At 71.1% G+C, this 14,637-nt stretch carries 11 protein-coding genes; 4 read left to right on the top strand and 7 right to left on the bottom strand.

Translation table 11 applies throughout. The features are described 5' to 3' along the window. Window positions 1-176: 176 nt before the first annotated feature. The 7 genes from AB0I94_RS12705 to iolC all read right to left on the bottom strand — a co-directional run bounded on the left by AB0I94_RS12705 (window position 177) and on the right by iolC (window position 9,919). Window positions 177-1,052: an ABC transporter permease gene (locus AB0I94_RS12705; RefSeq protein ID WP_363309505.1), complete on the bottom strand. Its 876-nt coding sequence runs from the start codon at window positions 1,050-1,052 to the stop codon at window positions 177-179. After that, the gene (locus AB0I94_RS12700) at window positions 1,049-3,703 is read right to left on the bottom strand and encodes an alpha/beta fold hydrolase (protein ID WP_363309504.1); all 2,655 of its coding nucleotides are present in this window, start codon (window positions 3,701-3,703) and stop codon (window positions 1,049-1,051) included. Before AB0I94_RS12700 ends, AB0I94_RS12705 begins: the two co-directional genes overlap by 4 nt. Window positions 3,704-3,828: 125 nt before the next feature. After that, window positions 3,829-5,331, bottom strand: a complete 1,503-nt coding sequence (gene mmsA, locus AB0I94_RS12695; RefSeq protein WP_363309503.1) for a CoA-acylating methylmalonate-semialdehyde dehydrogenase — start codon at window positions 5,329-5,331, stop codon at window positions 3,829-3,831. A gap of 17 nt (window positions 5,332-5,348) precedes the next feature. Then, a complete protein-coding gene (gene iolD / locus AB0I94_RS12690; protein WP_363309502.1) occupies window positions 5,349-7,223 on the bottom strand; it encodes a 3D-(3,5/4)-trihydroxycyclohexane-1,2-dione acylhydrolase (decyclizing) in 1,875 nt (624 codons plus the stop codon). Window positions 7,224-7,239: 16 nt separating this feature from the next. Then, window positions 7,240-8,055, bottom strand: coding sequence for a 5-deoxy-glucuronate isomerase (gene iolB, locus AB0I94_RS12685; protein ID WP_363309501.1), 816 nt, complete (start codon window positions 8,053-8,055; stop codon window positions 7,240-7,242). Between the two features lie 9 nt (window positions 8,056-8,064). Further along, window positions 8,065-8,946, bottom strand: coding sequence for a deoxyribose-phosphate aldolase (locus tag AB0I94_RS12680; RefSeq protein ID WP_363309500.1), 882 nt, complete (start codon window positions 8,944-8,946; stop codon window positions 8,065-8,067). After that, window positions 8,939-9,919, bottom strand: a complete 981-nt coding sequence (iolC, locus tag AB0I94_RS12675) for a 5-dehydro-2-deoxygluconokinase (RefSeq protein ID WP_363309499.1) — start codon at window positions 9,917-9,919, stop codon at window positions 8,939-8,941. Before iolC ends, AB0I94_RS12680 begins: the two co-directional genes overlap by 8 nt. A gap of 136 nt (window positions 9,920-10,055) precedes the next feature. Here iolC and AB0I94_RS12670 point away from each other — a divergent pair, with 136 nt between their 5' ends. The 4 genes from AB0I94_RS12670 to AB0I94_RS12655 all read left to right on the top strand — a co-directional run bounded on the left by AB0I94_RS12670 (window position 10,056) and on the right by AB0I94_RS12655 (window position 14,217). Then, entirely contained in the window at window positions 10,056-10,955 is a 900-nt protein-coding gene (locus AB0I94_RS12670; RefSeq protein WP_363309498.1) for a sugar phosphate isomerase/epimerase, read from the top strand. A 247-nt stretch (window positions 10,956-11,202) separates the two neighbouring features. Beyond that, window positions 11,203-11,400, top strand: a complete 198-nt coding sequence (locus AB0I94_RS12665) for a MarR family transcriptional regulator (protein WP_363309497.1) — start codon at window positions 11,203-11,205, stop codon at window positions 11,398-11,400. A gap of 176 nt (window positions 11,401-11,576) precedes the next feature. Next, window positions 11,577-11,897: a heavy-metal-associated domain-containing protein gene (locus tag AB0I94_RS12660; protein ID WP_363309496.1), complete on the top strand. Its 321-nt coding sequence runs from the start codon at window positions 11,577-11,579 to the stop codon at window positions 11,895-11,897. Window positions 11,898-11,979: 82 nt separating this feature from the next. Further along, window positions 11,980-14,217, top strand: coding sequence for a heavy metal translocating P-type ATPase (locus AB0I94_RS12655; protein WP_363309495.1), 2,238 nt, complete (start codon window positions 11,980-11,982; stop codon window positions 14,215-14,217). Window positions 14,218-14,637: the final 420 nt, after the last annotated feature.

Here is a 14,637-nt window from a genome sequence, read left to right as displayed (position 1 = left end):
CCCTCGCGTCGTCGGTTCACATGACTGTGACGCGCGGGGCACCACGAACGCTCGCTCGAAACCGTTGCGGAAGAGTCTCGATGCGGGAACGGGCCCCTGGGCCTTGAGCGGGGGCGGTCACCGGCTTCGCCTCGTTCGTCCTCAAACGCCGGACGGGCTGAAATGTTGCCGGCCTCCTACGACACCACGTCCTTTCGCGCGAACCCCCGGAACGCGAGCGCGAACAGCACCAGCGCGTACGTCACCGAGACGGCGGAACCCTGGATCATGCCGCCCCACTCCATTTTCGGCTGGATCGCGTCCGCCCAGGCGAACTGCCAGTGCGCCGGCAGGAAGTCGCGCCAGCCGCCCAGTGCCGTCACCGCGTCCAGGACGTTGCCGATGATGGTCAGGCCGACCGCGCCACCCACCGCCCCCAGAGGCGCGTCGGTCTTCGTCGAGAGCCAGAACGCGAGAGCGGCCGTGACCAGTTGGGAGACGAAGATGTACGCCACGACGATCAGCAGGCGCTGCGCCGCCGTCCCCGCGGGCAGTGCTCCGCCGGTCGGGATCTGCAGCGGGCCCCAGCCGTAGGCCACTGTCCCGACCGCGAGGGCGATCAGCGGGAGCAGCACCATGGCCGCCGCGCTGAGCCCGAGCGCCACGGCCAGCTTCGACCACAGCAGGCGGGCCCGCGGCACCGGGGCGGCGAGCAGATAGCGCAGGGAGGACCAGCTCGCCTCCGAGGCGACCGTGTCCCCGCAGAACAGCGCGACGGGGATGACGAGGAGGAATCCTGCGGAGACGAACAGACACGTCGCCGCGAAGTTCCCGCCGGAAGCCGTGGCCGTGTCCATCAGCGTCACCCGGCCGCTTCGGGACTCCGGCGAACCGGCGATGGCGAACGCCAGGACCAGCACGAAGGGCAGCAGGACCATCACCCCGGCCATGACCAGGGTCCTGCGCCGCTTCAGCTGGCGGACCGCCTCGACCCGCAGCGGCAGCGTGCGCCCGGGGCGGTATCCGGGGGCCGTGGCGCGTTCCGTGCCCGGCCCGGTGGCTGTGACGCTCATGCGGTGCCTCCGTCGATCAGGGTCAGGAACGCGTCTTCGAGGCGGCGGTGCGGGCCCATGGACTCCACCGGCAGCTCCAGGCGCACCAGTTCGGGCAGCAGCCGTGCGGCGCTCGCGCCGTCCGTGCCGTCGAGGCGGATCAGGAGGCCGCCGTCCGCGCGGGCCGCCGAGGCGACGCCGGGCAGCGCGGCCACCTTGTCGACCATGGGGTCGGCGACGTCTTCCGCGAGTCCCACCAGGAGCGTGTCGCCGGAGCCGACGATCTCGGAGACCGGGCCGGCCTGGATCAGCCGGCCGCGGTCCATGACGACGAGGTGGGTGCAGGTCTGCTCGACCTCGGCGAGGAGGTGGCTCGAGACGATGACCGTGCGGCCGCCCTGCGCGTACCGGATCATCACCTCGCGCATCTCGCGGATCTGTGGCGGGTCGAGGCCGTTCGTCGGCTCGTCGAGGATCAGCAGGTCCGGCATGCCGAGCATCGCCTGGGCGATCGCGAGCCGCTGCCGCATGCCCTGCGAGTACGTGCGCACCGCGCGGGCCAGCGCGTCGCCGAGCCCGGCGATCTCCAACGCCTCGTCCATGCGGGCGTCTTCGGCGGGGCGCCCGGTGGCCTTCCAGTACAGCTCCAGGTTGTCGCGGCCGGAGAGGTGCGGCAGGAAGCCCGCGCCCTCGACGAAAGCGCCGACCCGGGAGAGGACCGGGGCGCCGGGCCGGATCGCCTGGCCGAAGACCCGGATCTCGCCCGCGTCGGGCTGGATCAGGCCCATGAGCATGCGCAGGGTCGTCGTCTTGCCGGCGCCGTTCGGTCCGAGGAGGCCGAGCACCTGGCCCTTGTCGACGCCGAAGGAGAGGTCACGGACCGCGTAACGGTCCGTCGACTTGGCGTACCGCTTGCTCAAGTCCGTGATCCGCAGCGGCACTTCCGCGAGCTGCGGGTCCGGTGCGGGCGCCGAGGTTCGGCGCCGGGCGGTGACCAGGAGCAGCACCGCGATCACCGCTCCGGCCGCGGGGAGCCACCACACCCAGGCGGGCAGCGGGGCCGCCGCGGTCTTCACGCCGGGCGCCGTCGGGACCGACAGGTCGCCCCGTACGGAGACCGTGTACGTGGCGGGCTGTGCCGGAGAGGCATAGCCCAGGTCCGTCGAGGCGAGGACCAGGCGCAGCCGGTGGCCCTTCTGCACGTCGTGGTCGACGGCGGGCAGGGTGACGGTGACGTCCTTGCCTGCCTTCGTGCCCTCCACCCGGATCGGCGAGACCAGCTGCGAGGGCAGCACCTTCTGGCTGCCGTCGGGCCCCACGTCGTACACCTTGCCGAAGAGCACGGCGTCCTCGCTGTCGGACTTGACGTGCACCCGCACCTTCGGCGATCCGGTGATGCGCAGGTCGTCCTTGAGCGGCGCCGACTGGAACGAGGCGTTCTGGCCGGGGAAGTCGAGAGAGACGCCGACGCCCAGCGAGGAGAGCTGGTTGAGTCCGCCGCCACCCGTGCCCGGGAGCGCGGAGATGGCGGGCGGCGAGGCTCCCGCGGGGTTCTGGACGCGCTGCGGCTCGCGCCCGCTGAGGGCGATCTTCCGCTGCCCGTTGTCCAGGCCGGGGTACCGGTCGCCGCTCGCGCCCCGCAGTTGCGCGGCGCCGTCGGTGGAGTCGATGCCTCCGGTGCGGGTGACTCGGAAGGCGGGGCCGGTGTCCGCGTTCTCGTCGTCCTTCAGGTAACGGTCGAACCACGAGCCGATGCGGGCCTCGACCCGCCCCGTCTCGCGGTCGCCGCCGTCGTGGCCGCCCGAGATCCAGTCGACGGAGACGGGCGCGTGGTTGCCCCGGACCGCCTTGGAGATGGCGTCGGCCTGGCCGAGCGGGAAGAGGGAGTCGGTCTGGCCCTGGAAGAGCAGGGTGGGCGCGTCGATGCGGTCGCCGACGGCTTCGGGGCTGCGGGCGGCGAGGAGCTTCTGTGCCGCGGCGTCCGGCTTCCCGGCCTCCGCGACGCGGTTGTACATCTCACACAGCCGCTTCTCGAACCGCTCGCAGCCGCCGCCGGTGTTGATGAAGAGCCCGGCCCAGAGCTTCTTGAAGACACCGTTCGGGAAGAGCGCGTCGCCGAGGTTCCAGTACGTGATCTGGGGGGCGATGGCGTCCACCCGGTCGTCGTACCCCGCGGCCAGGAGGGAGACCGCACCGCCGTACGAGGCACCGGTCATGCCGACGCGGGGGTCGCCCTTCTTGTCCAACTGCACCTCGGGGCGGGTCGCCAGCCAGTCGATCAGCCGGCGGGCGTCGGCGACCTCGCCCTTCGGGTCGTTCAGGCCGATCTTGCCGGTGGACTTGCCGAAGCTCCGGGCGGACCAGGTCAGGACCGCGTACCCCTTTTCGGCCAGGTCCTCGGCCTGGGCGCGCAGGTCGTCCTTGCTGCCGCCGAAGCCGTGGCCGATGAGGACGGCGGGGCGCTTGACGGAGGGGTCTCCCGCGGTGAAGTACGACGTGTCGATCTTCGCGCCGCCCGCGCCCGTCATCCGCATCATGCGGTCCGAGCGGTGCACGGCGGGCCCGTCGTCCGATGCCGCCGCCGTCCAGGTGCCTGCGCCCGCAAGCACCGCGAGGGCAGCCGCCGCGGCGAGCAGTCCGCGCTTGGGCAGCTTCGGCAGTCGTAGATCCATGCGTCAACCGTACGGGTGAGGGCTGCCGTCAGCGGCAACCGGTGGTCTGAACCCGGCTGCCTACCTGGGGAGTAGGCGACAGGGCCCGCGTACCGCGGTCGCGGTACGCGGGCCTCCGTGTGCCCTCAGTGATTGCGCGGAAACCCGAGGTCCACGCCCGCCGGGGTGTCCGACGGGTCCGGCCAGCGGGTCGTGATGACCTTGCCCCGGGTGTAGAAGTGCGTCCCGTCATTTCCGTAGATGTGGTGATCCCCGAAGAGCGAGTCCTTCCAGCCACCGAAGGAGTGGTAGCCGACCGGCACCGGAATCGGGACGTTCACGCCCACCATTCCCGCCTCGACCTCCAGCTGGAAGCGCCGCGCGGCTCCGCCGTCGCGCGTGAAGATCGCGGTGCCGTTGCCGAAGGGCGACGCGTTCATCAGCGCCACGCCCTCCTCGTACGTGTCGACGCGCAGCACGCACAGCACGGGGCCGAAGATCTCGTCCTTGTACGCGTTCGCCGTCACCGGGACGCGGTCCAGGAGCGAGAGCCCGATCCAGTGGCCGTCCTCGAAGCCCTCGACCGTGTGGCCGGTGCCGTCGAGGACGACCTCGCAGCCCTCCGCCGCCGCGCCGGTGACGTACGACGCGACCTTGTCGCGGTGGGCCGCGGTGATCAGCGGGCCCATCTCAGACGTCGGGTCGTTGCCGGGGCCGATCTTGATCTTCTCGGCCCGCTCCTTGATCTTCGCGACCAGCTCGTCCGCGATCGACCCGACCGCGACCACGGCCGAGATGGCCATGCAGCGCTCGCCCGCCGAGCCGTACGCCGCCGAGACGGCCGCGTCGGCCGCCGCGTCGAGGTCCGCGTCCGGCAGGACCAGCATGTGGTTCTTGGCGCCGCCCAGCGCCTGGACACGCTTGCCGTTGGCCGTCGCGGTGGTGTGGATGTACCGCGCGATCGGCGTGGAGCCGACGAAGGAGACGGCGGCCACGTCCGGGTGCTCGAGGAGGCGGTCCACGGCCACCTTGTCGCCGTGCACGACGTTGAAGACGCCGTCCGGGAGTCCGGCCTCGGAGAGCAGCTCGGCGATCTTCATCGCGGCCGAGGGGTCCTTCTCCGAGGGCTTCAGGACGAAGGTGTTGCCGCACGCGATGGCCAGCGGGAACATCCACATCGGCACCATGGCCGGGAAGTTGAACGGCGTGATGCCCGCGACGACGCCCAGCGGCTGGCGGATGGAGGAGACGTCCACGCGCGAGGCCACCTCCGTCGACAGCTCACCCTTGAGCTGGACCGTGATCCCGCAGGCGAGGTCCACGATCTCCAGGCCGCGGGCGACCTCGCCGAGCGCGTCCGAGTGCACCTTGCCGTGCTCGGCGGTGATCAGCTCGGCGATCGCGTCGCGGTTGGCGTCCAGGAGCGCGCGGAAGGCGAAGAGGACCGAGGTGCGCTTGGCGAGCGACGACTTGCCCCACGTGGCGTACGCCTCGCGCGCGGCGGCGACGGCGGCGTCCACCTCGTCCACGTTTGCGAAGGCGACCTGCGTGGTGACGGCGCCGGTCGCGGGGTCGGTCACGGGGCCGTACGTACCCGACGCGCCCTCGACGGACTTCCCGCCGATCCAGTGATTGACGGTCTTCGTCATGACAAGCATCCCTACTCTCACAGGTGGCGGCGTCGGGCTGAGACGTGCCGGTCGTACTCTTTCCTGGCCTTGATCGCGGACGGTCGGTCCGCGGTCTCGGCCACGGGCACATCCCACCACGCCTGCGCCGGGGGCGGGGGCGACACTGTGTCTGCCGTTTCCGTCTCCACGTAGACACATGTGGGACCGTCGGCCGTACGCGCCTCCGCGAGGGCATCGCGCAGGTCAGCCACTGTTTTGGCGCGAATGACACGCATCCCGAGCGAGGCCGCGTTGGCCGCCAGATCGACGGGCAGCGGGGCGCCGGTGTACGTGCCGTCGGGTGCCCGGAAGCGGTAGGCCGTGCCGAACCGCTCGCCGCCGACGGACTCGGAGAGCCCGCCGATGGACGCGTACCCGTGGTTCTGCAGGATCACGACCTTGACCGGGATGTTCTCCTGGACGGCCGTGACGATCTCGGTGGGCATCATCAGATACGTCCCGTCGCCCACCAGCGCCCAGACGGGGCGGCCCGGTGCCGCGAGGGCCACCCCGATCGAGGCGGGGATCTCGTATCCCATGCAGGAGTAGCCGTACTCGACGTGGTACTGCCGGGGCGAGCGCGTCCTCCACAGTTTGTGGAGATCGCCGGGGAGGGAGCCCGCCGCATTGATGAGTACGTCGTCGTCGGTGACCAACTCGTCAAGGAGGCCGAGCACTTGGAGCTGTGTGGGCCGTACGTCGGGTTCGCCGGCCGCGTACGCCGCGTCGACGCGATGCTCCCAGCGCTCCTTGTCCTCGGTGTACTCGGCGACGTACGCGGGTGGCACACGCCACCCCTTCAGGGCTCCGGTCAGCGCCTTAAGGCCCGCGCGCGCGTCCGCGATCAGGGGTGTGCCCGCCATCTTGTGGCCGTCGAAGGCCGTGATGTTGAGGTTCAGGAAGCGGACGGCGGGCTCGGTGAAGAGGGTGCCGGACGCGGTGGTGAAGTCGCTGTAGCGGGTGCCGACGCCGATCACCAGGTCGGCGGTGCGGGCGAGTTCGTCGGCCGTGGCCGTGCCCGTGTGCCCGATGCCGCCGACGTCCGCGGGGTGGTCGAACCGCAGGGAGCCCTTGCCCGCCTGGGTGGAGGCGACGGGGATGCCGGTCGCATCCGCGAGATCCCGCAGCGCCTCCTCGGCGGCGCTGTGGTGGACTCCGCCGCCCGCGACGATCAGCGGGCGCCGCGCCTCGCGCACGGCCCGCGCGGCGGCGTCCAGTTCCCGCGGGTCGGGCGCCTGCCTGCGTACACCCCAGGTCCGCTCCGCGAAGAACTCCTCGGGCCAGTCGTACGCCTCGGCCTGGACGTCCTGCGGGAGCGCGAGGGTGACGGCGCCGGTGTCCGCCGGGTCCGTCAGGACGCGCATCGCGGCGAGCGCGGCCGGGATCAGGGCCTCGGGCCGGGTGATCCGGTCGAAGTACTTCGAGACCGGGCGCAGGCAGTCGTTCACGGACACGTCGCCCGCGTAGGGGAGTTCGAGCTGCTGGAGCACGGGGTCGGCGGGGCGGGTGGCGAAGGTGTCGCCGGGCAGCAGGAGCACCGGGATGTGGTTGATGGTCGCCAGTGCGGCTCCGGTGACGAGGTTGGTCGCGCCGGGGCCGATGGAGGTGGTGACGGCGTGCGTGGCCAGGCGGCCCGACTGGCGGGCGTACCCGACGGCGGCGTGCACCATGGCCTGTTCGTTGCGGCCCTGGTGGAAGGGCATCTCGTCGGCGTACTCGACGAGCGCCTGGCCGATACCCGCCACGTTGCCGTGCCCGAAGATGCCCCAGGTGGCGCCGATGAGCCGCTGCCGCTCACCGTCGCGCTCGGTGAACTGCCGGGACAGGAAACGGACGAGGGCCTGCGCGGTGGTCAGCCTGATCGAGGTCATCGCTTTCCCTCCACTGTCATCGGTATCCCTCCGTGTGATCGGGGTGGAAGCAGATCCGCCACTCCCGTTCCTCGCCGGGGCCCGCCATCACGTTCAGGTAATACATGCTGTGTCCGGGCTGGGCGATCGACGGGCCGTGCCATCCGTCGGGGACGAGCACGGCGTCGCCCGTCCGGACCTCGGCCAGGACGTCGGTGCCGCCGGGGCGCGAGGGGAAGACCCGCTGGTAGCCGAAGCCTTCCTGCCCGTCCTCGCCGGCCTCGATCTCGAAGTAGTAGATCTCTTCGAGCTCGGCCTCGACGCCGGGGCGGTGCTCGTCGTGCTTGTGCGGGGGGTACGAGGACCAGTTGCCGCCGGGTGTGATCACCTCGACGGCGATGAGGCGGTCGCAGTCGAAGGCGTCGGCCGACGCGAAGTTGCGGACCTCGCGGGAGCAGGTGCCGCCGCCGCGGTGTTCGACGGAAACCTCCGGCGCGGAGCCGTAGCGGGCGGGGAGTCGACGCTCGCACTTCGCTCCTGCCAGGGCGAAGCGGCCTCCCGCGCCGGAGGCGATCTGGATGTGGGCGTCACGGGGCACGTAGGCGAAGTCGCTCACTCCGCTGAACACGCTCTGACGGCCAAGCAGTTCAATGATCTCGCCTTCTGCGTGCACCGTACAGCCGCCGGTCAGCGGGAGCACGATCCATTCACTCTCCCCGGTGGCGAAGGAGTGTGTGGTGCCGGGTTCGATGTCGACCACGCGCAGCGCGGAAAAGATCAGACCGGACCGCTTCGGGTCGAGATCGAGTGCGTACGGCCCTTCGGCCGCGCTGCCCTTCGGTACGTACGTCATGTGGCCCTCCTACAGCAGTCCGACTGCGGTGTCGACGGCGCCCGCCACGTCGCCGTCCGCCGGGTAGAGGAGCGTGCGCCCCGCGACGAGGCCGTGCACGGTGGGCAGTTGGAGGGCGCCGCGCCACTTCTCGTACGCCGCGTCACTGTCGTCACCGAGGTCACCTCCGAGGAGTACGGCGGGCAGCGTCGAGGTCTCCATGACCCGCGCCATGTCGTCCGGATTCTCGGTCACGGGGACCTTCAGCCAGGTGTACGCCGATGTCCCGGCGAGCCCCGAGGCGATGGCGATGGACATCGTGACGGCCTGAGCGCTCAGGTCGTTGCGCGGCGGCCCGCCGTCGGACGCGCGGCGGCAGAGGAACGGCTCGACGAAGACGGGCAGCTTCCTGGCCGCCATGGCGTCGATCGCGCGGGCGCTGGAGTGCAGGGTGGCCAGCGAGCCGGGGTCTTCGTAGTCGACCCGAAGCAGGAGCTTCCCCGCGTCGAACCCGAGCCGGTCGATGTCCTCGGCCCGGTACGCCGTGAACCGGTCGTCCAGCTCGAACGAGGCCCCCGCGAGCCCGCCCCGGTTCATCGACCCCATGACGACCTTGCCGTCGAGGGCGCCGAGCAGCAGGAGGTCTTCGACGATGTCGGCGGTGGCGAGCACGCCGTCCACCCGGGGCCGCGAGAGCGCCAGGCAGAGCCGTTCGAGGAGGTCCGCGCGGTTGGCCATGGCCAGCTTGTCCCCGCCGACGGAGAGGGAGCCCCGGGCGGGATGGTCGGCGGCGATGATCATCAGCCGCCCGCTGTCGCCGAGGAGCGGGCGCCGGACGCGCCGGGCGGCCGCCTCGGCGATGGCTTCGGGGTGCTGGGCCCGGACCCGCACCAGCTCGGCGAGGTCAAGCATGCGTCACGGCTCCCGCCGCCAGCGCCGCCTCGACCTCGTCCGGGAACGGCATCGCGGAGGAGCATTCGAGGCGGGATGCGACGATCGCCCCCGCCGCGTTCGCGTACCGCATGATCCGCTCCAACTCCCAGCCCGCGAGCAGCCCGTGGCACAGCGCCCCGCCGAAGGCGTCCCCGGCACCGAGGCCGTTGAGCACCGTCACGGGCAGCGGTGGCACCTCGGCGCGCTCGCCCGCGCGGTTCATCGCGAGCACGCCCTTGGGGCCCTGCTTGACGACGGCGAGTTCGACGCCGGTGTCCAGCAACGCGCGGGCGGCGGCGTCCGGTTCGCGCACGCCCGTGGCGACCTCGACCTCGTCGAGGTTGCCGACCGCGACGGTGGCCTGCGCGAGCGCTTCGGCGTAGCAGCCCCGTGCCTCAGCGGCCCGCTCCCAGAACATCGGCCGCCAGTCGAGGTCGAAGACGGTGAGCCCCGCCTTCGCCCGGTGGCGCAGCGCGGCCAGCGTCGTCGACCGGCTGGGCTCCGTGCAGAGCCCCGTACCCGTCATCCAGAACACCCGTGCGGACGCGATCGCGTCCAGGTCGAGCTCCTTCTCGTACATCTCCAGGTCGGGGGCGCTCGGCTGCCGGTAGAAGTAGAGCGGGAAGTCGTCCGGCGGGAAGACCTCGCAGAAGGTCACCGGGGTCGGCAGGCCGGCGACCGCGCTCACCCACCGGTCGTCGACCCCGAACTGCCGCAGCTCCCGGTGGAGATAGTCCCCGAAGGGGTCCTGACCGGTGCGCGTGATCACCGCCACGCGGCGGCCGAGCCGGGAGGCGGCGACGGCGACGTTCGACGCCGAGCCGCCGAGGAACTTGCCGAAGGTGGTGACGTCGGCGAGAGAGACCCCGGCTTGCAGCGGATAGAGGTCCACCCCGATCCGGCCCATCGTGATCACGTCGTACGGATCGCATGCGTCGTACGGATCGGTCACCCTGCACTCCTCCTCGGCATCCGCCCCTCGGATCCTCCCCCAGGTCTATTCCGCCCCACGAGCCCTGTCAACACATTGTCCTTACATTCGGACTACTCCTTGACACCGTTCCGCGGCGGCCTGAAAGCTGGCGGACATGACGACGCTGTCACGCATCCGGATCGGCTCGGCACCCGACTCGTGGGGTGTGTGGTTCCCCGAGGACCCGGGCCAGGTCCCCTGGAGCCGCTTCCTCGACGAGGTGGCGGACTCCGGATATGAGTGGATCGAACTCGGCCCGTACGGCTACTTGCCCAGCGATCCGGCCGTACTGAGAGCCGAGACGCAGAGGCGCGGCCTGAAGGTCTCGGCCGGAACGGTCTTCACGGGTCTGCACCACGGGCCCTCCGTGTGGGACAAGACCTGGGCCCACGTGGCCGACAACGCCGCGCTCGCGCAGGCGATGGGCGCCGAGCACCTCGTCGTCATCCCCTCCTTCTGGCGCGACGACAAGACCGGCGAGGTCCTTGAGGACCGCACGCTCACCCCGGACCAGTGGCGTCAGCTCACGCTCCAGACCGAGCGGCTGGCGTACGAGGTGCGCGAGCGCTACGGCCTGCGCGTGGTCGTCCACCCCCACGCCGACACCCACATCGACGACGAGAAGAACGTCACGCGCTTCCTCGACGCGACCGACTCCGACCTCGTCTCGCTCTGCCTGGACACGGGCCATTACGCCTACTGCGGCGGCGACAACGTCAAGCTGATCGAGACGTACGGCGAGCGCATCGGCTATCTCCACCTCAAGCAGGTCGACCCGGCCGTCCTGGCCGAGGTGCGCGCGCAGGAGATGCCGTTCGGTCCCGCCGTGGCCCGCGGTGTGATGTGCGAGCCGCCGACCGGCGTGCCCGCGATCGAACCGGTCCTCGCGGCGGCCCAGAAGCTGGGCGTCGACCTGTTCGCCATCGTCGAGCAGGACATGTACCCGTGCCCGCCGGACAAGCCGCTGCCCATCGCCCGCCGCACCCGCTCGTATCTGCGCTCCTGCGGCGCCTGAACGCTCGGACACGATCCCGGACCGGGACGCTGCCCGTCTTCGCATCACACGCGTCACAAAGAACCTCCTTCTGTCACACATGTCCCATGTACGCGGGTCTTGCGTCACAGCCGGTCGACAGCCGCCCCCCTGTGGTCACTCCGCGTCGTTAACCGGGCACAGGCTGAGTGATCGTCAGCGTCGCGCCGCAGCTCCCCCGACGGCTCTCCCGAGCCGCCCCTGCGGCGCCCGCAGGGAGGTGCCATCGATGACCGACCGAAAGCTCTGGTCGTACAAGGAGATCGCCGCACACATCCGGGTGCAGCCCGACACCGTGCGCTCCTATCGCAAGCACGGCTTGCTCCCCGACCCCGACCACGTGGAGTCCGGCAAGCCCTACTGGTACGCGGACACCGTCCGCGCCTGGGTCGCCGCGAGGCCCGGCAATCGCGGGCGCAGAGAGTGACCGCCCCCGTGAGAACCCACCCTCGGGCCTTGGGCGGCCCCCTCGTTGAGGTGTACCCCCTAGGGGTATAGAGTGGTGGGTGTCAGGAGGGCTCCGGGAACACCGGGACCACTCCTGCACATTACGACGCATAAGCAGGCACGCACACACGCCTCACCCTCACCGAGGAGAACGACATGAGCGCCCAGACCGAGCTCCCGCAGGCCGAGACCACCGGCTCCTGCTGCTCCCCCAGCGGTTCCTGCCACTCCGACGGCGCCGCCCAGGCGCCGCAGGGTGCCGTGACGACCGTGTACGAGGTGACCGGCATGACCTGTGGCCACTGCGAGGGCGCCGTCTCCGGCGAGATCTCGGAGATCGCCGGCGTCAGCTCCGTCAAGGCGGTGGCCGCCACCGGCCTGGTGACCGTGGTGTCCGAGGCCCCTCTCGACGAGGCCGCGGTCCGCGCCGCGGTCGACGAGGCGGGCTACGAACTCACCGGTGTCAGCAAGGCCTGACCCGCCCCCTGCCGGGTACCCCGGGCCCTGTGACACCGTCACAGGGCCCGCAGCCGCTTCACCCCAGACGCATGAAAGAGCCATGAACGAAGTCGAACTCGCCGTCGGCGGAATGACCTGCGCCTCCTGCTCCGCCCGCATCGAGAAGAAGCTGAACCGTGTGGAGGGCGTGAGCGCGTCGGTCAATCTCGCCACGGAGAAGGCGAAGGTCTCGTACGCGCCAGGGGTCGAGGTCGCGCAGCTGATCGCGACGGTCGAGAAACTGGGCTACAGCGCGCGGGAGATCGTCCCGGCCCCGCCCGAACCGGAGGCGCCGGCCACCACCGCCGACATCACCGAGCCCGACACCCTGCGTCAGCGGCTCATCGGCTCGGCGCTGCTCTCGCTGCCCGTCGTCCTGCTCGCGATGATCCCGTCCCTCCAGTTCGACAACTGGCAGTGGCTCTCGCTGACGCTGGCCGCGCCTGTCGTCGTCTGGGGCGGATTCCCCTTCCACCGCGCCGCGCTCACGAACCTGCGGCACGGCGCGGCGACCATGGACACCCTGGTGACGGTGGGCACGCTCGCCGCGTTCGGCTGGTCGCTGTGGGCGCTCTTCCTCGGGGACGCCGGAATGCCGGGGATGCGGCACGGCTTCGAGTTCACCGTCTCGCGCGCCGACGCGGCATCGACGCTCTATCTGGAGGTGGCCGCGGGCGTCATCACGTTCATCCTGCTCGGCCGCTGGCTGGAGGCCCGCTCGAAGCGGAAGGCGGGCGCGGCCCTGCGCACGCTTCTCGAACTGGGCGCCAAGGACGCGGCCGTACTGCGCGACGGCGCGGAGGTCCGCACACCGGTCGCGCTTCTCGCGGTCGGCGATCGTTTCGTCGTACGCCCCGGGGAGACCGTCGCGACCGACGGCACCGTCGTCGACGGCGCGTCCGCGGTCGACGTCTCGATGCTGACCGGTGAGTCCGTCCCGGTGGACGTGGCCGCGGGCGACGCGGTGACCGGGGCGACCACGAACGTCTCGGGGCGGCTCGTCGTCGAGGCCACACGGGTCGGCTCCGACACCCGGCTGGCCAGGATCGCGAAGCTCGTCGAGGACGCGCAGACCGGCAAGGCACAGGTGCAGCGCCTGGCCGACCGAATAGCGGGGATCTTCGTTCCGGTGGTCCTGGTGATCGCCACGGCCACGCTCGGCGGCTGGCTCGGCGCCACCGGTGACGTGACGGCCGCCTTCACCGCGGCCGTCGCCGTCCTGATCATCGCCTGCCCGTGTGCCCTCGGCCTCGCGACCCCGACCGCCCTGATGGTCGGCACGGGGCGCGGCGCGCAGCTCGGCATCCTCATCAAGGGCCCCGAAGTCCTCGAATCCACGCGGCGGGTGGACACCATCGTCCTGGACAAGACCGGCACGGTGACGACGGGGCGCATGACGCTGCGGGAGGTGTACGCCGTCGGCGAGACCGAGGAGAAGCAGTTGCTGCGGCTCGCGGGGGCCCTGGAGCACGCCTCCGAGCATCCCGTGGCACGGGCCGTGGCGGCGGGCGCCGCCGCGGAGTCGGGGCTCCCGGTGGGCGCGCTGCCCGCCGTGGAGGGCTTCGAGAACGTCGCGGGGTCGGGCGTGCGCGGCACGGTGGAAGGGCACGTGGTACTCGCGGGCCGTGAGCGGCTGCTCGCGGACGCGGGAGTCGAGGGGCTCGCTTCGGTGGCCGCGCTCAAGGCGGAGGCCGAGGCGGCGGGACGTACGGCCGTCCTGGTGGCCTGGGACGGTGTGGCGCGCGGTGTCCTCACCGTCGCCGACACCGTCAAGGACACCAGCGCCGAGGCGGTGCGCGAGCTGCGCGCCCTGGGCCTGACGCCGGTGCTGCTCACCGGGGACAACCGCGCCGTCGCCCTGGCGGTGGCGAAGAGCGTCGGCATCGGGACGGACGCCGTGTACGCCCAGGTCCTGCCCGAGGACAAGGTCGATGTCGTACGGCGGCTGCGGGACGAGGGGAAGGTCGTCGCGATGGTCGGTGACGGCGTCAACGACGCGGCGGCGCTGGCCACCGCCGATCTGGGCCTCGCGATGGGCACCGGCACGGACGCGGCCATCGAGGCGAGCGATCTGACGCTGGTGCGCGGGGACTTGCGCGGGGCCGCCGACGCCATCAGGCTCTCCCGTAAGACCCTCGCCACGATCAAGGGCAATCTCTTCTGGGCCTTCGGTTACAACGTCGCCGCACTGCCGCTCGCCGCCGCCGGACTCCTGAATCCCATGATCGCCGGAGCCGCGATGGCTTTTTCCTCGGTCTTTGTTGTCACCAACAGCCTCCGCCTCAGGAACTTCACATAAGCTCTTCACATCTTGGTCGCAGCATTCTCACGCCTGAGTCTCGATCGGCATATCGGGCCTCTTGCGCATGTACAGGACATATGCAGGAGACGCAGATCACAGCGATCCCAACGTAACCATTCGGGGGGCTCGCGAGTCTAAGAGGACGATGCCAGAGACGTCTTGGGGGACGTCTCTAGACATCGGGGACATCTTGGGGGATGTTCCTAGGAATGCGTTGGCCGGGGCACGTGCACCGGGGAGCTTTGAGCGGCCCTCCCGACACGTACGCGTCCCGGCAGATCGCAGCACGACTGGCGCGCTGCCACCACAGACGCCCGGCCGGATCCCGTGGGGGGAATCCGCACCGGGAAACAGGAAAGCGCCCCGACCGTCGACCCGTGGGGGGATCGACGGCGGGGCGCTTTTCGCTTGCTGTGT

It is taken from the genome of Streptomyces sp. NPDC050147 (assembly GCF_040660195.1).
Taxonomy (GTDB): domain Bacteria; phylum Actinomycetota; class Actinomycetes; order Streptomycetales; family Streptomycetaceae; genus Streptomyces.
This window is presented reverse-complemented; position numbering and strand designations above follow the sequence as displayed.

Bases quoted from the DNA above. Each gene is read 5' to 3' on its own strand.
- iolD (WP_363309502.1), bottom strand. From the start codon at position 7,223: ATGACCTCGATCAGGCTGACCACCGCGCAGGCCCTCGTCCGTTTCCTG.
- AB0I94_RS12680 (WP_363309500.1), bottom strand. From the start codon at position 8,946: ATGCTTGACCTCGCCGAGCTGGTGCGGGTCCGGGCCCAGCACCCCGAA.
- iolB (WP_363309501.1), bottom strand. From the start codon at position 8,055: ATGACGTACGTACCGAAGGGCAGCGCGGCCGAAGGGCCGTACGCACTC.
- mmsA (WP_363309503.1), bottom strand. From the start codon at position 5,331: ATGACGAAGACCGTCAATCACTGGATCGGCGGGAAGTCCGTCGAGGGC.
- AB0I94_RS12665 (WP_363309497.1), top strand. From the start codon at position 11,203: ATGACCGACCGAAAGCTCTGGTCGTACAAGGAGATCGCCGCACACATC.
- AB0I94_RS12705 (WP_363309505.1), bottom strand. From the start codon at position 1,052: ATGAGCGTCACAGCCACCGGGCCGGGCACGGAACGCGCCACGGCCCCC.
- AB0I94_RS12670 (WP_363309498.1), top strand. From the start codon at position 10,056: ATGACGACGCTGTCACGCATCCGGATCGGCTCGGCACCCGACTCGTGG.
- AB0I94_RS12700 (WP_363309504.1), bottom strand. From the start codon at position 3,703: ATGGATCTACGACTGCCGAAGCTGCCCAAGCGCGGACTGCTCGCCGCG.
- AB0I94_RS12655 (WP_363309495.1), top strand. From the start codon at position 11,980: ATGAACGAAGTCGAACTCGCCGTCGGCGGAATGACCTGCGCCTCCTGC.
- AB0I94_RS12660 (WP_363309496.1), top strand. From the start codon at position 11,577: ATGAGCGCCCAGACCGAGCTCCCGCAGGCCGAGACCACCGGCTCCTGC.